This is a genomic window from Micromonospora sp. NPDC004704 (genome assembly GCF_053601675.1).
The window spans coordinates 23,895-43,308 of record NZ_JBSGCD010000044.1; the positions used below are offsets into that span (position 1 = coordinate 23,895).

The 19,414-nt window shown below is 70.5% G+C and carries 15 protein-coding genes; 12 read left to right on the forward strand and 3 right to left on the reverse strand.

The features are described 5' to 3' along the window. Window positions 1–555 carry a Uma2 family endonuclease gene (locus ACWEFB_RS34170; RefSeq protein WP_452292116.1) on the reverse strand — a complete coding sequence of 185 codons (555 nt, stop codon included), beginning with the start codon at window positions 553–555 and terminating at the stop codon, window positions 1–3. Window positions 556–1,019: 464 nt separating this feature from the next. Between ACWEFB_RS34170 and ACWEFB_RS34175 the strand changes: the two genes are divergently transcribed. The 5 genes from ACWEFB_RS34175 (at window position 1,020) to ACWEFB_RS34195 (ending at window position 6,949) form a co-directional block, all read left to right on the forward strand. Next, the gene (locus tag ACWEFB_RS34175; RefSeq protein ID WP_452292118.1) at window positions 1,020–2,084 is read left to right on the forward strand and encodes an ABC transporter ATP-binding protein; all 1,065 of its coding nucleotides are present in this window, start codon (window positions 1,020–1,022) and stop codon (window positions 2,082–2,084) included. Continuing rightward, window positions 2,081–3,061, forward strand: a complete 981-nt coding sequence (locus tag ACWEFB_RS34180; RefSeq protein ID WP_452292120.1) for an ABC transporter ATP-binding protein — start codon at window positions 2,081–2,083, stop codon at window positions 3,059–3,061. The genes ACWEFB_RS34175 and ACWEFB_RS34180 overlap by 4 nt, the downstream gene beginning before the upstream one ends. Continuing rightward, window positions 3,058–4,071: an ABC transporter permease gene (locus tag ACWEFB_RS34185; protein WP_452292122.1), complete on the forward strand. Its 1,014-nt coding sequence runs from the start codon at window positions 3,058–3,060 to the stop codon at window positions 4,069–4,071. The genes ACWEFB_RS34180 and ACWEFB_RS34185 overlap by 4 nt, the downstream gene beginning before the upstream one ends. A gap of 12 nt (window positions 4,072–4,083) precedes the next feature. Further along, window positions 4,084–5,079, forward strand: a complete 996-nt coding sequence (locus ACWEFB_RS34190) for an ABC transporter permease (protein ID WP_452292124.1) — start codon at window positions 4,084–4,086, stop codon at window positions 5,077–5,079. Window positions 5,080–5,191: 112 nt separating this feature from the next. Then, window positions 5,192–6,949: an ABC transporter substrate-binding protein gene (locus tag ACWEFB_RS34195; RefSeq protein ID WP_452292126.1), complete on the forward strand. Its 1,758-nt coding sequence runs from the start codon at window positions 5,192–5,194 to the stop codon at window positions 6,947–6,949. A 42-nt stretch (window positions 6,950–6,991) separates the two neighbouring features. Here ACWEFB_RS34195 and ACWEFB_RS34200 read toward each other — a convergent pair whose 3' ends face one another. Beyond that, window positions 6,992–9,190 (reverse strand): prolyl oligopeptidase family serine peptidase, encoded by a 2,199-nt coding sequence (locus tag ACWEFB_RS34200; RefSeq protein WP_452292128.1) that lies wholly within the window; start codon window positions 9,188–9,190, stop codon window positions 6,992–6,994. Between the two features lie 96 nt (window positions 9,191–9,286). Here ACWEFB_RS34200 and mshB point away from each other — a divergent pair, with 96 nt between their 5' ends. The 3 genes from mshB to ACWEFB_RS34215 all read left to right on the forward strand — a co-directional run bounded on the left by mshB (window position 9,287) and on the right by ACWEFB_RS34215 (window position 11,252). Next, the gene (gene mshB, locus ACWEFB_RS34205) at window positions 9,287–10,234 is read left to right on the forward strand and encodes an N-acetyl-1-D-myo-inositol-2-amino-2-deoxy-alpha-D-glucopyranoside deacetylase (protein WP_452292130.1); all 948 of its coding nucleotides are present in this window, start codon (window positions 9,287–9,289) and stop codon (window positions 10,232–10,234) included. Window positions 10,235–10,251: 17 nt separating this feature from the next. Next, the gene (locus ACWEFB_RS34210) at window positions 10,252–10,716 is read left to right on the forward strand and encodes a hypothetical protein (protein WP_452292132.1); all 465 of its coding nucleotides are present in this window, start codon (window positions 10,252–10,254) and stop codon (window positions 10,714–10,716) included. 71 nt (window positions 10,717–10,787) lie between these two features. After that, window positions 10,788–11,252 carry a hypothetical protein gene (locus tag ACWEFB_RS34215; RefSeq protein WP_452292134.1) on the forward strand — a complete coding sequence of 155 codons (465 nt, stop codon included), beginning with the start codon at window positions 10,788–10,790 and terminating at the stop codon, window positions 11,250–11,252. Window positions 11,253–11,268: 16 nt separating this feature from the next. On the opposite strand, the gene ACWEFB_RS34220 is transcribed toward ACWEFB_RS34215, so the two are convergent. Continuing rightward, on the reverse strand, window positions 11,269–12,273 hold the full coding sequence (locus ACWEFB_RS34220; protein ID WP_452292136.1) for a GNAT family N-acetyltransferase: 1,005 nt from the start codon (window positions 12,271–12,273) through the stop codon (window positions 11,269–11,271). Window positions 12,274–12,352: 79 nt separating this feature from the next. On the opposite strand from ACWEFB_RS34220, the gene fdxA reads away from it, so the two are divergent. The 4 genes from fdxA to ACWEFB_RS34240 all read left to right on the forward strand — a co-directional run bounded on the left by fdxA (window position 12,353) and on the right by ACWEFB_RS34240 (window position 19,383). Next, window positions 12,353–12,679 carry a ferredoxin gene (gene fdxA, locus ACWEFB_RS34225; protein ID WP_326562642.1) on the forward strand — a complete coding sequence of 109 codons (327 nt, stop codon included), beginning with the start codon at window positions 12,353–12,355 and terminating at the stop codon, window positions 12,677–12,679. Window positions 12,680–12,756: 77 nt separating this feature from the next. Next, a complete protein-coding gene (gene dapC, locus ACWEFB_RS34230) occupies window positions 12,757–13,842 on the forward strand; it encodes a succinyldiaminopimelate transaminase (RefSeq protein WP_452292157.1) in 1,086 nt (361 codons plus the stop codon). A gap of 297 nt (window positions 13,843–14,139) precedes the next feature. Continuing rightward, complete coding sequence (locus ACWEFB_RS34235; RefSeq protein WP_452292138.1) at window positions 14,140–18,087, forward strand: ThuA domain-containing protein; 3,948 nt, start codon at window positions 14,140–14,142, stop codon at window positions 18,085–18,087. A gap of 144 nt (window positions 18,088–18,231) precedes the next feature. Continuing rightward, on the forward strand, window positions 18,232–19,383 hold the full coding sequence (locus ACWEFB_RS34240; protein ID WP_452292140.1) for an acyl-CoA dehydrogenase family protein: 1,152 nt from the start codon (window positions 18,232–18,234) through the stop codon (window positions 19,381–19,383). The last annotated feature ends 31 nt before the right edge of the window (window positions 19,384–19,414 follow it).

The window sequence follows — 19,414 nt, forward strand, 5'->3', positions numbered from 1 at the left end:
TCAGCGGCGGGGCAGCAGGGCGGTCGGGTTGATCTCGGCGGTCACCGGTTCGGTGAGGTGCAGGGTGTCGCCGGGCTTGGTCACCGACTGCTCGACGTAGTGGCTGCCCTGGAGTCGGTAGAGGTGCAGTGCCCCGGTGTCCTGCTCGACCAGGAGGTACCAGGGGATGCCGGCGGCGGCGTAGTAGTGCATCTTCAGCACCTTGTCGGCGGACGCGTTGCTCGGCGAGATGATCTCGCAGACCAGGTGTACGTCGGCGGCCTCGACGACCGGCTGGTCGAAGTCGATCTCCCCGGTGATGACCAGGTCCGGGATGGGCATCCGGCCCGGTCGGAGCCGGACGTTCACCGCCTCCAGCACGTGCAGGCCGGCGGTCTCCGCGCCCGGGTCGAGGGCGCCTGCCAGCCGCCGCGAGAGGTGCTGGTGGCGGGGGGTGGGTGCCGGGGTCACGTAAAGGCTCCCGTCGAACAGTTCCACGCGTTCCGGAGTTTCGTCGAGCGCCAGGTACTCCGCTTCGGTCCACGGCCCGGCGTGCCCGAACAGCGCCGAGGTCATGGTCACCTCCGATTTTTTCCCGGCGAACAGCGTCGCATGGCGACTTTCCGCTGCTCAGTCTCGCACAGACGCACGATTTACGAGGTCCGCGAAGCCGCGAGGATTCGGCGGCTATGGGTCACGCACGGTAATGGTCGATCAGATCTTGCGGGGCGCGGTGGGAGCGGGTACGGCGGGGGTTGCGCGATCCGGTTTACGGGTTGTCCGGTGGCCGGTTCGGTCGGGGGTTGTCAACGCGTCAGCCAGTTATGTTAACGGTTCAATCGCGGTGGAATTAGGAAGTGGGCTGAGACCGTCCTCGATGCGGAGTCGTTACTGTTTGCCCGCTGACACGCCCGATTTTGTAGCTTAGTTTCGCCCTCTACCCCCGTCGTAGGCGTTTTCCGGCGACACGCACCGGGCTCACCGGCTGTGACGAACGGAGATCCAGTTCCGGCGGGAGTGGAGAAAGGCGGTCGAGGAGCATGCCCGGATTACCGCGTCAGCGGGTGGACGACGGTCCATACCTGCGGGTCGATGACCTCAAGGTGCGCTTCGATACCCCGGACGGTTCGGTCCGTGCCGTGGACGGCGTCTCGTTCGCCGTCGACCGTGGTCGCACGCTCGGCATCGTCGGCGAGTCGGGCTCCGGCAAGAGCGTGACCAGCCTGGCCGTACTCGGGTTGCACGACCCGAGGCGGACTCGGGTCAGCGGCGAGATCCGGGTGGGTGGGCGGGACATCGTCGGCCGACCGGAGGAGGAGATCCGCCGGCTGCGCGGGCGGGACATGGCAATGATCTTCCAGGATCCGCTGTCCGCACTCCATCCGTACTATTCGGTCGGGCGGCAGATCGGTGAGGCGTACCGGATCCATCATCCGGACGCGAGTCGGCGGCAGGCCCGCCAGCGGTCGATCGATCTGCTGGACCGGGTCGGTATTCCACAGCCGAACAAACGGATCGACCAGTATCCACACGAGTTCTCCGGCGGCATGCGTCAACGGGCGATGATCGCGATGGCGCTGGTCAATGACCCGGACCTGCTGATCGCCGACGAACCCACCACCGCCCTCGACGTCACCGTGCAGGCCCAGATTCTCGACCTGCTGGCCGATCTCCAGGCCGAGTTCAACTCCGCGATCATCCTGATCACGCACGACCTCGGGGTGGTCAGCCAGGTGGCACACGAGGTCCTGGTGATGTACGGCGGGCGGGCGGTCGAGCACGGCAGCGTCGAGCAGGTGCTCCGCCGGCCGCAGCACCCGTACACCTGGGGTCTGCTGGCAAGCGTGCCGTCGTTGCGCGGTGCGCCGGACGCGGACCTGGTGCCGATCGGTGGCAACCCGCCGAGTCTGATCAACCTGCCGCCGGGCTGCGCGTTCCACCCCCGGTGCCGGTACGCCGACCGCAACGGCGACCGGTCCCGCACCGACGTCCCGGAACTGCGGCAGGTGCAGGAACGCGGCCACCTGGTCGCCTGCCACCTGGCGGAGCCCGAGCGCAAACGGCTCTACGCCGAGGAGATCGCCGCAGCGGGGGCCGACCGATGACCGAGGCGTTGCTGCGGGTCGAGGGACTCGTCAAACACTTCCCGGTACGCGGCAGCTGGCGCTCCCCGGCGCTGGTCCGCGCGGTCGACGGCGTCGACTTCGAGGTACGCGCCGGCGAGACGCTCGGCCTGGTCGGTGAGTCCGGGTGCGGCAAGACCACCACCGGTCGGATGCTGGTCCGGCTGCTCGAACCGAGCGGGGGACGGATCACCTTCGAGGGGCGGGACATCACCCACGCCCGGCGTGGTGAGCTGCGCCCGCTCCGCCAGGACCTCCAGATCATCTTCCAGGATCCGTTCGCCTCGCTGAACCCGCGACACACGGTCGGCCGGATCGTGGCGATGCCGTTGCAGGTCAACGGGATCAAGCCGGCCGGCGGCGTCCGGGCGCGGGTACGCGAACTGCTGGAACTGGTCGGGCTGAACCCGGAGCACTACAACCGCTACCCGCACGAGTTCTCCGGCGGGCAACGGCAGCGGATCGGGATCGCCCGGGCGCTGGCCCTGCAGCCGAAGCTGATCGTCGCCGACGAGCCGGTCTCCGCGCTGGACGTGTCGATCCAGGCGCAGGTGATCAACCTGCTCCGGCAGTTGCAGCGGGAACTGGACCTCGGTTTTGTCTTCATCGCCCACGACCTCGCCGTGGTCCGGCACTTCTGCCAGCGAGTGGCGGTGATGTACCTCGGCAAGATCGTCGAGGTGGGAGACCGGGCCGACATCTACTCCCGGCCACAGCATCCGTACACCCGGGCGCTGCTCTCGGCCATCCCGGACGTCACCCGGCTCGGCCCGACCGGGCGGATCCGGCTCACCGGTGACGTGCCGACGCCGCTGGATCCGCCGTCCGGGTGCCGGTTCCGGACCCGGTGCTGGAAGGCGCAGGAGATCTGCGCCTCGACCGAACCCGAACTCGTTTCGCGCGACGGCGGTCGGCAGCTCACCGCCTGCCACTTCCCGGAGAAGGGGGACCTGGCATGAGCGAGCAACAGGTGGTCGCGCAGGCGGCGGTGGTCGACGGCGCCGGCGGGCTGGAGCCGGGTGCCGTACCGGCGGGTGGCGGGGAGTTCGTCGGCCGGTCGCCGGGGCAGCTCGCCTGGCTGCGGCTGCGCCGCGACCGGGTCGGTCTGGCCAGCGGCGGGGCACTGGTCTTTTTCATCCTGCTGGCCCTCGCCGCGCCGCTGGTCGAGCGGCTGTACGGCAAGGGCCCGCTGGAGCGGTTCCCGGAACGGCTGGACCGCAACGGTTTCCCGCTCGGTTACGCCGGGGTGGACGCCGAACACTGGCTCGGCATCCAACCCAACCTGGGGCGGGACGTGTTCATCCAACTCGTCTACGGGTTGCGTACGTCGCTGCTGGTGGCGTTCACCGCGGCCCTGCTCACCATCGGGCTCGGCATCCTGGTCGGGGTGGTCGCCGGTTACCTGGGCGGCCGGATCGACGCCGTACTGACCTGGTTCATCGACCTGACCATGGCGTTCCCGTTCTTCATCTTCTGCTTCGCGTTCATCCCGGTCGCGGTCAACCAGTTCTACGGCGTACGCGACGCCGAGGCGTCCTGGTTCCGGCCGATGCTGCTGATCGCCATCTTCGTTCTGTTCAACTGGACCTACACCGCCCGGCTGGTCCGGGGACAGGTGCTGTCGCTGCGGGAGCGTGAGTTCGTCGACGCGGCCCGCGCCGCCGGGGCGGGACTCGGGCACATCCTGTTCCGGCAGCTGCTGCCGAACCTGTGGGCGCCGATCCTGGTCACCTTCTCGCTGAACGTACCGGCGTTGATCACCGCCGAGGCGGCGCTGTCGTTCCTCGGCATCGGGATCCTCGAACCCACCCCGGACCTGGGCCGGCTGATCAGCGACAGCGTCGACTTCATCCGGGAGGTGCCGACCTTCACCATCGTCGGCGGCACCACGCTCTTCCTGCTCGTGCTCTCCTTCAACCTCTTCGGTGACGCGCTGCGGGATGCGCTGGACCCGAAGTCGACCCGATAGGGGGCGGCGACGATGCTCCGCTTCTTCGTCCGGAAGCTGCTGCTCGCGGTGAGCACGCTGTTCGCGGTCAGCGTGCTGACGTTCGGACTCTTCTTCGCCGTACCGAACAATCCGGCCGAGCTGATGTGCGGCAACGGCAAGGTGTGCAGCCCGGAACGGCTGGAGATGATCGAGCGCCGGATGGGCCTGGACGTGCCGGTGCCGCAGCAGTACGGCGCCTTCATGAAGGGGATCTTCGCCGGTCGTACGATCGGCGAGGGTGACGCGGCCCGCGAGTGCCCGCGCCCCTGCCTGGGGTTCTCCTTCCGCAACGACGAACCGGTGTCGCGGATCGTCGGGCGGACCCTGCCGGTGACGCTGAGCCTGGTCGCCGGGGCGGCGGTGGTCTGGCTGCTGATCGGGGTCTCGGTCGGCATGATCTCGGCGCTGCGCCGGGGGACCGTGTTCGACCGGCTGGCGGTCGGCTTCTCGCTGCTCGGTGCGTCCATGCCGATCCTGCTCTTCGGGCCGCTGCTGCTGATCGTCTTCGTCTACGAGACCGGTTGGCTGAGCTATCCGCGTTACGTGCCGCTCACCGAGAACCCGTTGGCCTGGGCGAGCGCGATGATCCTGCCCTGGCTGGCGCTGGGCTTCCTCAACTCGGCCTCGTACGCCCGGCTGTCCCGGGCCCAGATGCTGGAGACGCTCACCGAGGACTTCGTCCGTACGGCCAGGGCCAAGGGCCTGCCCAAGGCCACCGTGTACGGCCGGCACGCGCTCCGCGCGGCGATCACCCCGATCGTCACCATCGCCGGGCTGGACCTCGGCACGTACCTCGGCGGCACGGTGATCACCGAGACCATCTTCGGCTTCACCGGCCTGGGCAAGGCGTCGCTGAACGCGGCGATCAACCTCGACATGCCGGTGGTGATGGCCACCGTCCTGCTCGCCGCGGTTTTCATCGTGGCCGCGAACGTGGTGGTCGACGCCCTCTACGCGGTGATCGACCCCCGAGTACGACTGGGCTGACCCGGCCGGCGTCGTCGGCGCCGCCCGCTGCCCGGTAACCGAAGGAAAGTTCTGTCAACCAACGGTGGAGGCGCACCTTTCCTTCATCGGAGTCGAACGGGAGGACCGACTGATGCGAACAGGACGTGCGGTAGCCGTGACGGGCGTCGCGCTGCTGCTGGCCTCGGCGCTGGCGGCATGCTCGGAGAACACCGGGGACACCGACGCAGGGCCCGACGACGGCAACATCCAGCAGCAGACCAGCGCGATCGCCACCGACCCGAAGGAATCGCAGGGACCGGCACCGGAGATCGCCGGGGCCAAGCGGGGCGGCACCATCCGGACCATCGTCCAGCAGGACTTCGAGCACCTCGACCCGCAGCGCACGTACCTGGTGGGGGCGATGGCCGCCGAGCACCTGCTGGTCCGGACGCTGACCCAGTTCCGCGAGGACGGCAAGGGCAAACTCACCCTCGTCGGTGACCTCGGCGAGACGCCCGGCAAGGACGTCAACGGCGACTGCAAGGTCTGGGAGTACAAGATCAAGCAGGGCGTCAGGTACGAGGACGGCACCGACGTCAAGGCGGCCGACGTCGCGTACGGCATCGCCCGCTCGTTCGAGGAGTCGATCGACGGCGGCCCGACGTACATCCAGGAGTGGCTGGCCGACAACCAGGCGTACAACGCGAACTACAAGGGCCCGTACACCTCCGGCAGCACCACCGTGCCGGGGCTGACCACGCCGGACGACCGTACGCTGGTCTTCACGTTCGCCAAGCCGCACTGCGACCTGCCGTTCGCGGCCTCCCTGCCCACCACGGCGCCGGTGCCGCAGGCCAAGGACACCAAGACCGAGTACGACCGCAGGATCTTCTCCTCCGGCCCGTACAAGATCAAGGAGTACCTCAAGGACACCCGGCTGGTGCTGGAGCGCAACCCGCACTGGAAGGCGGAGACCGACCCGCTGCGCCACGACTACCCGGACAGCTTCGTCTGGGAACTCGGCCCGGACGACACCGCCCAGACCGAGCGGATCATCGCCGACGCCGGTGACGACGCGTACGCGATCAGCACCGACGGCGCCCCGCAGGCACTGGTCAACCAGGTGCTGAACAACCCGTCGCTGAAGGAGCGGACGATCTCGGCGCCGCAGCCGTTCGTGCACTACCTGAGCATCAACAACGAGCGGATCAAGGACATCAACGTCCGCAAGGCGATCGCGTACGCGATCGACAAGCAGGGCATCGTGCTCACCCAGGGCGGCGACGCCGGTGGCAAGGTCACCAACACCCTGCTCGCCGACAGCACGATCGGGTGGAAGAACTACCCCAACCCGTGGGACGGCGGCCCGAACGGCAACCCGGAGAAGGCGAGGGAACTGCTCGGCGGACAGAAGATCAAGCTGGTCTTCATGGCCCGGAGCAACGCGTTCGGCCAGGTCACCGCGCCGGTGGTCAAGGAGAGCCTGGAAAAGGCCGGCTTCGAGGTCGTGGTGAAGACCGTCGAGACCCCGCAGCACAACCCGACCGCCCGGACCCGGGGCAACGAGTACGACATCTACATCTCGAACTGGGCCGCCGACTGGCCCAGCGCGGCCTCCACCATCCCGGTCCTCTGGGACGGTCGCAGCCTCGGCCCGAAGGGCAACTCGAACGTGTCGTACTTCAACTCCGACGAGGTCAACCAGCGCATCGATGAGGTGAGTGCCCTGCCGGCCGGTGAGGCCGGACCGAAGTGGGCCGAGATCGATCAGTTGATCAACGAGAAGTACGTCCCGGTGGTGCCGCTGTTCCAGGCGTACTTCACCGGCGTGGTGGGCTCGAAGGTCGGCGGGGTCTTCTTCTCCGACGTCATCGGCACCCACGTGCTCTACAACGCGTACGCCAAGTAGGCGCACCGGTCGGGGAGGGGCCGCGTGCTCCTCCCCGACCCCTCACAGGTGGCGGCGGAGGAAGTCGAGTTCGAGGCGGAGCAGGCGCTCGGCCGTGCCGCCTGCGGCCATGTGGGTGGCACCGGTCAACGGGATCATCGCGTGCGGGCGGCCGGTGGACAGCATCGCCGCCGACAGGCGCAGGGTGTGCGCGGCCACCACGTTGTCGTCGACCATCCCGTGCACCAGCAGCATCGGCCGGGCGTCGTCCGGGGTGACCGGCGGCTCACCGGCGATCTCCAGCAGGCTGTGGTGGGCGTACACCTCCGGGCTGTCGTCCGGCAGGCCGAGATAACGCTCGGCGTACGCGGTGTCGTAGAGGCTCCAGTCGGTCACCGGCGCCCCGACGATGGCGCACCGGAACAGGTCGGGCCGGCAGAGCGCGGCCAGCCCCGCCAGCCAACCCCCGAACGACCAGCCACGGATCGCCACCCGGCCCAGATCCAGGTCCGGGTGCTTGCCGGCGAGCGCGGTCAACGCGTCCACCTGGTCGAGCATGATCACGTCGGCGAGCCGCCGGTGGATCACCTTCTCGAACGAGGGCGCCACGCCCGGCGTACCCCGGTTGTCGATCGTGACCACGGCGAACCCGGCATCGGCCCACCACTGCCGCTCCAGCCACCGGGACCGGGCGGCCCGCACCTCCTGGACTCCCGGCCCGCCGTAGATGTCGACCAGCACCGGCAGCCGCCGGCCGGCGACGTGGCTGCGCGGGTAGAGCACGGCCGAGGGCAACCGGCGGTCGGTGACCCGTTCCAGCACCGGACGCGGCGCGTACGGCGGGTTCGCGGCCAGCGAGGCCAGCGTGCCCAGCTCCCGGTCGCCCTGCCAGACGGTCCACCGGATCCCCGCGTGGTCCAGCGACGCGGCGCCGACCACCAGCACGTCCCCGCCGACCACCCCGGTGTGCCAGCCCGGATCGGCGGTCAGCCGGCGCGACTCGACCCCGCCGCCGATCGCGGTCCGGACCCGGAACAGGTGCTGCTGGCTGGGCTCGCCGTCGCTCGCCTCGACCAGCAGGTCGGCCGCGCCGGACCCGGCCGGCAGCGGGCCGACCACCCGGCGTACGTAGAGCGACGGCGGGGTGAGCAGGGTCCCGTCGGCGAACAGGCACCGGGCGTCGTAACCGTCGTGGGCCAGTTCACCGCCGACCAGGACCCGGCCGTCGGGCAGGTGCCTCGGGGTGCCGGCGACCGGCTCCACCCAGCGCGGATCGGCCAGTTCGGCGTGCACCTGGGTCTCCCCGGTACGCGGGTCGACCGCGAGCACCAGACCGTGCTGTTGCAGCCGGCGCAGGACCGTGATCAGCGGCCCGGTGTCGGCCCACCGCACCGACACCAGGTACGGGTAGGTCTCCCGGTCCCAGTGCACGTCGACCCAGCCGCCGTCCAGGTCGAGCAGGTGCAGGCTCACCTCGGCGTTCGGCCCCCCGGCCCTGGGGTACGCGACACTGCGCGGCAGGCTGGCCGGGTCACCGGGATCGTGCAGGTGCCACCGGGGCAGCCGGGACTCGTCGACCCGGGCGGCGAGGATCGACCGTCCGTCCGGCGCCCACCAGTAGCCCCGGAAGCGGGAGAACTCCTCGGCCGCGATGAACTCGGCCAACCCCCAGCTCACCCCGGCTTCCTCCCCGGCGAGGAGGTTGTCGGTCCCGTCGGCCTCGATCACCCGCAACTGCCCGCCGCACTGGCCGCCGTTGCCGTTGCCGCTGTTCGGGCCGAGCGTGCGGCCGGGGACGCCGGGGCCCTCGGTGACGTACGCCAGCCGTTCCCCGGTCGGGTCGGGGCGCGGGTCGATCACCGGACCGGTGACCGCCACCTCCACCACGTCGCCGTGCACCAGGTCGGCCCGGAAGAGGCGACCGGCCAGGGCGAAGACCGCCACCCGGGCGGCCGGGTCGGTGGCGTACCCGCCGATGCCGCCGGCCTGCAGCCGCTGCCGTTCCCGCAGGGCCTGCTCGGCGGCGGGCAGCGGCACGATCCCGGCCGGGTTCGCCGGGTCGGTCTCCAGCAGCATGGCCGGGTCGGCGACCAGCCGTTCCGTCGCCGAGGCGACGTCGAACAGCCAGAGCGCGTCGGCCGGGTCCTCGGGGCCCGCGGACCGGAGGAAAACCACCCGGGAGCCGTCCCCGGCCACCGTCAGCGACCGTGGCGCGCCGTGACTGAACCGGCGGGTACGGGCGGCCAGTTCCGGATACTCCACATCGCCGATCGTAGAGTGGCGCGATCGATGATGGGGCTGAGCTGGTTATCGTGTCCGGTCCGCGACCCGGTTGGCCCGATGGGGTGGACGCGTAGAGTGACTGGCGTGACGAACCCGGCCGCGCGGCGGCTTCTCCTGGTCCACGCACACCCCGACGACGAGGCGATCGGGACCGGCGCGACGATGGCTCGCTACGCCGCCGCCGGAGCCGGGGTGACCCTGGTGACCTGCACACTCGGCGAAGAGGGCGAGATCCACGTGCCGGCGCTGGCCGGACTGGCCGCGGACGCCGCCGACCAGCTCGGCGGGTACCGGATCGCCGAACTCGACGCCGCCTGCGCGGCACTCGGCGTGACCGACCACCGGTTCCTCGGCGCCGCCGGTCGCTACCGGGACTCCGGGATGATGGGGCTTTCCACCAACGACCACCCGCGCGCGTTCTGGCAGGCGGACCTGGACGAGGCCGCCGGGCACCTGGTCGAGATCATGCGGGAGGTACGCCCGCAGGTCGTGATCACGTACGACGCGAACGGCTTCTACGGACATCCGGACCACATCCAGGCCCACCGGGTCGCCATGCGCGCCGCCGAACTGGCCACCGAGGAGGGCTTCGGCCCGTCCAAGATCTACTGGACGGCGATGCCGAAGAGCGTGCTGGAGGCGGGCATGGCCGCCTTCGGGGAATCCTCGGACAACCCGTTCGCCGGCATCGACCAGTTCGAGGACCTGCCCTTCGGCACCCCGGACGACGAGGTCGCGGCCCGGATCGACGGAACCGACGCGCACGCGGCCAAGGAGGCGGCGATGCGGGCCCACGCCACCCAGATCCCGGACAACTCGTGGCTCTACACGATCGCCGGCAACTTCGGCAGCGAGTTCATGGGGGTGGAGTACTACACCCTGGCGGTGGGCGAGCGCGGACCCGGCAACGGCCCGTTCGGCTGGGAGGACGACCTCTTCGCCGGCCTGGCACTCGAAGCCGAGGGCCCGACCGGACCGGCCGGTACGGGCACCGACCGGCTGGCGGAGAGCGGAGCGCGGTGACCCTGTCCAGTCCACCGGTGTCCGAGTCCCCGCAGTTGTCGCCCGATCCGCAGCCACCGCGCCGGGCGGCGCTCGCCGGGATCATCGACCGGCTGCTCCGGATCGCCGGTGGCGCGGTGGCGGTGGTCGCCGCCGTGGTGACCGCCACGCTGGAACTCCTGCTGTCCACGCTCCGGGTCGGCGGGCACCTGATCGGCGCGTCGGTGCTGGTCGCGGTGCTGGCGAACCTGGTGTTGAGCTGGTTCGCGTACCGAACGGTGGGGCGGCGCTGGGCGGTGGCGCTGCCCGCCGTCCCGTGGTTCGGGCTGATGGTGGTGGCTGCCGGCAAGACCAGCGAGGGCGACGTCCTGCTGGCCGGGGACAACTGGGTCGGCATCGTCATGATCTTCGCCGGGTCGATGGCCTTCGCCGTGATGGCGTTCCGGCTGATGCTCGCCCCCCGCCCCGGTACGCCCCCGCCGCCGACCCGCCTGGCTGGCTGATGGAACCTCCCAGGTCGGGATGGTAAGTATCTGGGAGCGTTACGGGGTTCGGCTGCTTCTGGAGGCGTGCGATGAAGGACCGTTGGCTGCCGGTCGGGGTGCTCGCGGCAGTGCTTTTCCTGATCAACGTGGTCGCCCGGCTGGTCATCCGGATCGGGTTCGACAACGATGCCGAGACCTCCGACCGGCTCTCGCTGGGCATGTTCGCGCTGATCGGGCTGATCCTGGCGACGATCGCGTTCGTACGGGGACGGCGCCAGCCGGTCGCCCGGTGGGGCGGGGACGTGGCGGTCGCGGTGCTGATCGCGATAGCCCTGACCGTCATCGTCGGGCCGTTCGTCAGCGGTAGCTACCCATTCGCCAACGGCGCGGGGGAGTTCTTCTCCCAGATCTGGCTCTATGCCGGGTTCGCCGGTGCCGGCACGCTGCTCGGGTTCCTGGTGCTGACCGCGCTCGGGCTGGACCACCGCTCCCAGTCCCTCAAGCGGTACGCCGAGACCAAGCTCGCCAAGCCCCGCCGGGTGGTACGGCGCTGAGCCGCGCCGTACCGGCTCATCCGGTGGGTTGCACCCGGGTGAGGTAGGTGTGGTGGGTGGTGAAGCCGAGCCGCCGGTAGAGCGCCACCGCGGCCGTGTTCCGCTCCTCGACCTGGAGGAACACGTCGGTGGTGCCGAGTGCTGCGGCCCAGTCGACCAGCGCCCGCACCACGTGCTGGGCGAGGCCCTGCCGGCGCGCTTCGGGCACCACCTCGATGCTCATCAGGCCCAGCCACCTTCCGGCACCGGTGACCGTGCCCCGACCGGCGGCGAGCAACGCGCCGCTGGGTCCGTACAGGTGGGCGAAGCGGACCTGGTCCACGGCGGTGAGCAGGTGTCGGGCGGCGGCCGGGAGGCTGTCCAGCGGGTCCGCGCCGACGGTGCGCCCGGCGTGGGCGGCCTTGCGGGCGGCGGCCAGGGCGAGCCAGCCGTCCGACGGGGTCGCGGCCAGTTCCACCGGGGGCAGGTCGGTCCGGTCCGGCGTACGGCCGCGGACCGTGGCGAGCGGGGCGGTCTGCATCAGGGTCGGCGGACGGGTGGTCCAGCCGCGCTCGTCGAGCGCCACGCCGACCGGTGCGGCGAGCGGTAGCGGCGTGTTGATGATCGCGGGTTGGCCGCGGTCGGCGTACCAGCGTTCGACGGCGTCGAGCGCGGCCTCCAGGGGCCGGTCCGGGTCGCCGATCGGCAGGGCGGAGTTGCCCCGCCCGGTCCACCCGTCGGCGGAGCGCAGCAGCCAGCCGCCGAGTCGGTCCTGTACGGGCGCCGGCCAGGCCTCGTTGGCGGCGAGTTCGAGGTCGACGACCGCCGTCGCGTTCGGGCGTCGGGCCGGCGGCACCCGTTTGGCCCGGTGCACCTCGGCCAGCGGCACCTGTAGCTTCCCCCGGTCGGTGGCGAGGGTGAGATGGGTCTCGGTGAGGTCGACCAGCTCACCCAGAGCATCGGTGAAGACCTGCCGGTCGTCACGAACCCCTACAATTCGACGGACTACCACCCGGTGTCCCACATCCTGCCGTCGGAGCACGATCGCCCCCCTCCTCGGCGAGATACTAGGCTCTTACCCGTCGCGGTTGATCGCGGCGTAGCTTGCGGAGGAGAGATCGGTGACCTACATCATCGCCGAGCCGTGCGTCGATGTGCTCGACAAGGCATGTATCGAGGAGTGCCCGGTCGACTGCATCTACGAGGGCAACCGGATGCTCTACATCCACCCCGATGAGTGCGTCGACTGTGGGGCCTGTGAGCCGGTCTGTCCGGTGGAGGCCATCTTCTACGAGGACGACGTGCCGGAGCAGTGGAAGGACTACACCTCGGCGAACTACGAGTTCTTCGAGGACCTCGGCTCGCCCGGGGGCGCGTCCAAGGTCGGCAAGGTGGAGAAGGACGCCACCTTCGTCGCGGCACAGGAGCGGCGCGGAGAGGGACACTGAGCGGCGTACCGACCGGTGGGGGCGTCGCCCCCGGTGGTGGGAACGGGAGTGGGTCGTCGGGTCCGGCGCGGAGCCGGATCGACGGCCTGCCGGACTTTCCCTGGGACCTGCTGGCGCCGGCGAAGGTCGTCGCCGGCGGGCACCCCGACGGGATCGTCGACCTCTCCATCGGCACGCCGGTCGACCCCGTACCGGAGCTGATCCGGGACGCGCTGGCGGCCGGTTCGGACGCGCCGGGCTACCCGCTCACGGCGGGCACACCCGCGCTGCGGGCGGCGATCGCCGCCTGGGCCGGGCGTAACTGCGGCGCCGATCCGGCCGGGATCGGCGTACTGCCCACGCTCGGCTCCAAGGAGCTGGTCGCCTGGCTGCCCACCCTGCTCGGCATCGGGCCGGGTGACGTGGTGGTCATTCCCCAGGTCTGCTACCCGACCTACGAGGTCGGCGCCCGGCTCGCCGGGGCCACCGTGGTCCGGGCCGACTCGATGACCGCGGTCGGTCCGACCTCCCGGGTACGCCTGGTCTGGGTCAACTCCCCGTCCAACCCGACCGGCCAGGTGCTGCCGCAGGCGCACCTGCGCAAGGTGGTCGACTGGGCCCGTGAGCGCGGTGCGGTGGTGGCCAGCGACGAGTGTTACCTGACCCTGGGCTGGGAGTCCGAGCCGGTCTCGGTGCTCTCCCCGGAGGTCTCCGGTGGCTCGTACGACGGGCTGCTGGCGGTGCACTCGCTCTCCAAGCGGTCCAACCTCGCCGGCTACCGGGCCGGGTTCGTGGCCGGTGACCCGGCGCTGGTGAGCAACCTGCTGGCGGTACGCAAGCACGCCGGCATGATCGTGCCGGAGCCGGTGCAGGCGGCCATGGTCGCCGCGCTCGGCGACGAGGAGCACGTGGCGGTGCAGCGCGACCGATACGCGGCCCGGCGCGAGGTGCTGCGGCCGGCGCTGCTGAAGGCGGGCTTCACGCTCAGCCACTCGGTGGCCGGGCTCTACTTCTGGGCCAGCCGGGACGAGGACTGCTGGACCACGGTCGACTGGCTGGCCGAGCGCGGCATCCTGGTCGCTCCGGGCACCTTCTACGGTCCGGCCGGTCAACGACACGTCCGGTTCGCGGTCACCGCGACCGACGAGCGGATCGCCGCCGCGGCGGAGCGCCTCGCGGGCTGATCGGCTGCGCCTCGCCGGCTGATCACCCGCCGGCGGGGCCCGGTAATCCCAGCGCGGAAATTCTGTAATCGATCAAGGGCTTTCCGGTCCACTCGGGCTTTTGGGAGAGCGCTCTCAGGATTGCCGAAACAATCCTTGACGCGCCTGCAATCCAGCCGTAACGATGTATGCGCATACCTCGCTCAGCCATCGACCGTCGGCGTGTCGGTCATGGGCGGGAGAGCGCTCTCGTCACCACACACCGCAAGGGCGTGATCGGCGCACGCCGTCCTCCATCGCACCAGGAAAGGACTCCCCGTGCGTAGATCACTGCGATCGTGGCTCGGCGCTGTGCTGAGTGCGGTCCTCGTGGTGGGCGGCATCGTCGCCATACCACCGGCGGCCAGTGCCGCCGCGTTCAGTGTTCTCGTCTTCTCCAAGACCGCCGGCTTCCGGCACGGCTCGATCACCCCCGGCATCGCCGCCATCCAGGCGCTCGGCTCGGCCAACGACTTCACCGTCGAGGCCACCGAGGACGCCGCCCAGTTCACCGACGCGAACCTGGCCCGGTTCAAGGCGGTCATCTGGCTCTCCACCACCGGGGACGTACTCAACGCGGCGCAGCAGGCCTCGTTCGAGCGGTACATCGCGGCCGGCGGCGGTTACGTGGGCGTACACGCCGCCTCCGACACCGAGTACGACTGGCCCTGGTACGGCGGGCTCGTCGGGGCGTACTTCGCCTCGCACCCGGCCGAGCAGACCGCGACGGTCAAGGTGGCCGACCAGGTGCACACGTCAACCGTCGGCCTGCCGCAGCGCTGGTCCCGGTTCGACGAGTGGTACAACTACCGGACCAACCCCCGGGGCACCGTGCACGTGCTCGCCACCCTGGACGAGACCACGTACACCGGCGGCAGCAACGGCGCCGACCACCCGATCAGCTGGTGCCAGAACTACGGCGGCGGCCGGTCCTGGTACACCGGGATGGGACACACCGACGCGTCGTACGCCGACGCGAACTTCCGCAAGCACCTGCTCGGCGGCATCCTCGGCGCCTCCGGCACCGTGGCCACCGACTGCGGCGGCACCGTCAACAGCAACTTCCAGCAGGTCGAGCTGGCCAAGGGGGTGGCCGAGACCGGTGAGCCGATGACCCTCACCGTGCTCCCCGACCGGGGCGTACTGCATACCTCGCGCAACGGCGTGGTCCGGCACACCGACGCCGCCGGCAACACCAAGGTCGCCGGCACGCTGGCCGTCTACACCGGTGACGAGGAGGGGCTGCAGGGGATCAAGGCCGACCCCAACTTCGCCACCAACCGCTGGGTCTACCTCTACTACGCCCCACCGCTGAGCACCCCCGGCGGCGGTGCGCCGGCCACCGGCACGCCGGCCCAGTTCGCCCCGTGGAACGGCGTCAACCGGCTCACCCGGGTCACCCTGAACGCCGACAACACCCTGAACCTGGCCAGCGAGGTGCTGGTCCTGGAGGTGCCGACCAGCCGGGGCATGTGCTGCCACGTCGGTGGTGACATGGACTTCGACGCGGCCGGCAACCTCTACCTGTCCACCGGCGACGACACCAACCCGTTCGACTCGGCCGGCTTCAGCCCGATCGACGAGCGGGCCGACCGCAACCCGGCCTTCGACGCCCAGCGGACCTCGGCGAACACGAACGACCTGCGTGGCAAGGTGCTGCGGATCAAGCCGAGCGCGGCCGGCGGTTACACCATCCCGACCGGCAACATGTTCGCGCCTGGCACCGCCCGGACCCGTCCCGAGATCTACGCGATGGGCTTCCGCAACCCGTTCCGGATGAGCGTCGACAAGGCCACCGGCGTGGTCTACCTCGGTGACTACGGGCCGGACGCGGGCACCGCCGACCCGAACCGGGGACCGGCGGGCAACGTGGAGTTCGCCCGGATCGCCCAGCCCGGCTTCTACGGCTGGCCGTACTGCACGGCGCGCAACGACGCGTACAACGAGTACACGTTCCCGAGCGGCCCGTCGGGTGCGAAGTACAACTGTGCCGGCGGTGCGATCAACAACTCGCCGAACAACACCGGCCTCACCCAGCTCCCGCCGGCCGTCCCGGCCTGGCTGCCGTACGGTGGCTCGGGCAGCCCGCCGGAGTTCACCGGTGGCGGCCTGTCGCCGATGGGTGGCCCGGTCTACCGGTACAACGCGGCCTCCACCTCGGACGTGGCGTTCCCGCAGTACTACGACGGCACCTTCTTCGCCGGTGAGTTCGGCCGCCGCTGGATCAAGAACGTGAAGATCGACTCGGCCGGTGAGCCGCTGAAGATCAACTCGTTCCCGTGGACCGGCACCCAGATCATGGACATGGAGTTCGGCCCCGACGGAGCCCTCTACGTGCTCGACTACGGCACCGGGTGGTTCAACGGCGACGCGAACTCCGCCCTCTACCGGATCGAGTACGCCCGCGAGGGCCGGGCGCCGCTGCCGAAGGTCACCGCGACCCCGACCAGCGGGGTGGCACCGCTGACCGTGGCGTTCTCCTCGGCCGGCACCCTCGACCCGGACGGCGACCCGTTCACGTACGCCTGGGACTTCGACAACAACGGCACCACCGACTCCACCGCCGCGAACCCGAGCTTCACGTACACCACCAACGGCGTACGCAGCCCGACGCTGACGGTACGGGACAGCACCGGCAAGACGGCCACCGCGAGCGTGGTGGTGACCGTCGGCAACAGTGCGCCGGTGGTCACCGTGAACACCCCGCTCAACGGGTCGACGTTCAACTTCGGCGACGCGGTCCCGTTCACCGTGACCGTCACCGACGCCCAGGACGGGGCGATCAACTGTGCCCGAGTCAAGGTCAACTACGTACTCGGCCACGACTCGCACGGTCACCAGCTCGGCAGCGTGCAGGGCTGCACCGGGGTCATCCAGACCTCGGCCGACGGCGAGCACGACACCGCGGCGAACATCTTCGGCATCATCGACGCCGAATACACCGACCTGGGCGGCGGCGGCCAGGCGCCACTGACCACGCACACCCAGGCCGTGCTGCAACCGCGTACCCGCCAGGCCGAGCACTTCGGCGACTCCAGCGGCATCCAGGTCACCGCCCCCGGCAACGCCGCGGGCGGCGGAGCGATCGGGTACGTCGACAACAACGACTGGATCTCGTACACCCCGTACAACCTGACCGGCATCCAGTCGTTCAGTGCCCGGGTCGGCGCACCGGCCGGCGGTGGCGGCACCCTCGAACTGCGGGTCGACTCACCCACCGGACAACTGGTCGGCTCGGCCACGGTGGTGCCGACCGGCGGATACAACACCTGGGCCACCGTCACCGGCGCGGTCACCGCACCGACCGGCACCCGCACGCTCTACCTGGTGTTCAAGGGCACCGGCCCGTACTTCGACGTGGACGAGTTCACCCTCTCCACCCAGCCCGGCGGCGGCCCCGGACCGGATCCCGATCCGGATCCCGAACCAACCGGCAACCTGGCCCTGAACAAGCCCGCCCGCACCTCCAGCATCGAGGGCGCGTTCGTCGCCGGGAACGCCTTCGACGGGGCGATCGGCACCCGCTGGGCCAGTGCGTTCAGCGATCCGCAGTGGATCGACGTCGACCTCGGCGCCTCGTACGCGATCAACCGGGTCAAGCTGACCTGGGAGGCGGCGTACGGCAGCGCGTACCAGATCCAGACCTCGCCGGACGGGGTCACCTGGACCACCATCCGGAGCGTGACCGGCGGCGACGGCGGGGTCGACGACCTCACCGGCCTGACCGGCACCGGCCGGTACGTACGCCTCAACGGCACCACCCGAGGCACCGCCTGGGGCTACTCGCTGTTCGAGTTCGAGGTGTACGGCGGCAGCGGTCCGAACAACCCGCAGCCCGGCGCCAACCTGCTGCTGAACAAGCCGACCCTCGTCTCCAGCAGTGAGGGGGCCGGCATGTCCGGTGCCCAGGCGGTCGACGGCAGCCTCACCACCCGCTGGTCGTCTCTCTTCGCCGACCCGCAGTCGCTCCGTGTCGACCTCGGCACGCCGACCGCGATCGGCCGGGTCAAGCTGACCTGGGAGGCGGCCTACAGCAGCGCGTACCAGATCCAGACCTCGAACGACGGCACCACCTGGACCACCGTGCGCTCGGTGACCGGTGCCAACGGCGGGGTGGACGAACTGACCGGCCTCGGCGCCAACGGCCGCTACATCCGGGTCAACGGCACCGCCCGGGGTACGGCCTACGGCCACTCCCTCTGGGAGTTCGAGGCGTACGCCAGCTAACCACCACCACAGATGTGGCCGGTACGGGATCTCCCGTACCGGCCACATCGCTACGTGCGCCGCTCGGCTGATCCCGCGGAGTGAGCTGTCCGGATCTTGACCCTCTTCGATGCCTCCGGGGTGTTACGTCCTACGCTGGCGGCCATGGCGCAGGCGTTGATCGACGAGGTTCGTGCTCTCTCCGCCCGGATCGCGGCGCTCGCGCCGCAGATCGAACACGACCGGGCGATGCCGGAGGAACTCGTCTCCGAGCTGGCCGGGCTGGGACTGTTCCGGCTCGCCGCGCCGCAGAACGTGGGCGGCATCGAGGCAGACCCGCTGACCATGTTCGAGATCTTCGAGGAGTTGGGCCGGGCAGACGGCTCGGTCGGCTGGTGCACCATGATCGCCGGCGCGACCGGGTTCACCCTCGGCCACCTGGACGAGTCGACCGCGACGGAGCTGCTCACCGACCCGCGGTTCCTGGTCACCGGCGTCGCGGCGCCGTCGGGCCGGGCGACCACCGTGCCCGACGGATACCGGGTACGTGGCCGCTGGTCGTTCGCCAGCGGCAGCAGCCAGGCCACCCACCTCGTCGGTGGTTGTCTCGTGTACGACGGGGACGAACTCGTCACCGGGCCGGGCGGGGTGCCGCAGATCCGGCACGTGATCATGCCAGCCGCCGAGGTGACCGTCCACGACAACTGGGACGTCGTCGGCCTCTCCGGCACCGGCAGCCACGACATCGAGGCGCTCGACGTGTTCGTCCCGTCGGCGTACACGTTCTCGATCTTCGGGCCGGCGCGGGAGGACCGGCCGCTCTACCGGTTCCCGGTGTTCGGCCTGCTCTCGTTCGGGATCGGCGCGGTGGCACTCGGCATCGGCCGTGCCGCGCTCGACGAGTTCGCGCGGTTGATGGGGGAGAAGCGCGACGCGTTGACCGGGCAACCGATGGCGGGCAAGCCGATGAGCCGGGTCGTGCTCGCCGAGGCCGAGGGGATCCTCGGCTCCGGCCGGGCGTACCTGGTCAGCGAGATCGCCGAGTGCTGGCGGCTGGTGTCGGCCGGCGAGGTGGTGCCGGTCGACCGCCGGGCACGGCTGCGACTGGCCGTCGCCCACGCGGCCGGGAGCGCCGCCCGGGCCGTCGCCCTCGTCTACCACGCCGGTGGTGGGAACTCGGTCCGGCTGGCGAGCCCGCTGCAACGCTGCTTCCGGGACGTACACGTGGCGACCCAGCACGCCATGGTCAACCTGGACGTACTCGAAACGGTCGGCGGGGTGCTCCTCGACCAACCGGTGTCCACCGTACGGCTGTGATCCCGCGACCGGATCGCTCGCCCGATCGACC

Coding starts and splice junctions, on each gene's coding strand:
- ACWEFB_RS34180 (WP_452292120.1), top strand. CDS start 2,081: ATGACCGAGGCGTTGCTGCGGGTCGAGGGACTCGTCAAACACTTCCCG.
- ACWEFB_RS34215 (WP_452292134.1), top strand. CDS start 10,788: ATGAAGGACCGTTGGCTGCCGGTCGGGGTGCTCGCGGCAGTGCTTTTC.
- ACWEFB_RS34190 (WP_452292124.1), top strand. CDS start 4,084: ATGCTCCGCTTCTTCGTCCGGAAGCTGCTGCTCGCGGTGAGCACGCTG.
- ACWEFB_RS34240 (WP_452292140.1), top strand. CDS start 18,232: ATGGCGCAGGCGTTGATCGACGAGGTTCGTGCTCTCTCCGCCCGGATC.
- ACWEFB_RS34185 (WP_452292122.1), top strand. CDS start 3,058: ATGAGCGAGCAACAGGTGGTCGCGCAGGCGGCGGTGGTCGACGGCGCC.
- ACWEFB_RS34170 (WP_452292116.1), bottom strand. CDS start 555: ATGACCTCGGCGCTGTTCGGGCACGCCGGGCCGTGGACCGAAGCGGAG.
- ACWEFB_RS34175 (WP_452292118.1), top strand. CDS start 1,020: ATGCCCGGATTACCGCGTCAGCGGGTGGACGACGGTCCATACCTGCGG.
- ACWEFB_RS34195 (WP_452292126.1), top strand. CDS start 5,192: ATGCGAACAGGACGTGCGGTAGCCGTGACGGGCGTCGCGCTGCTGCTG.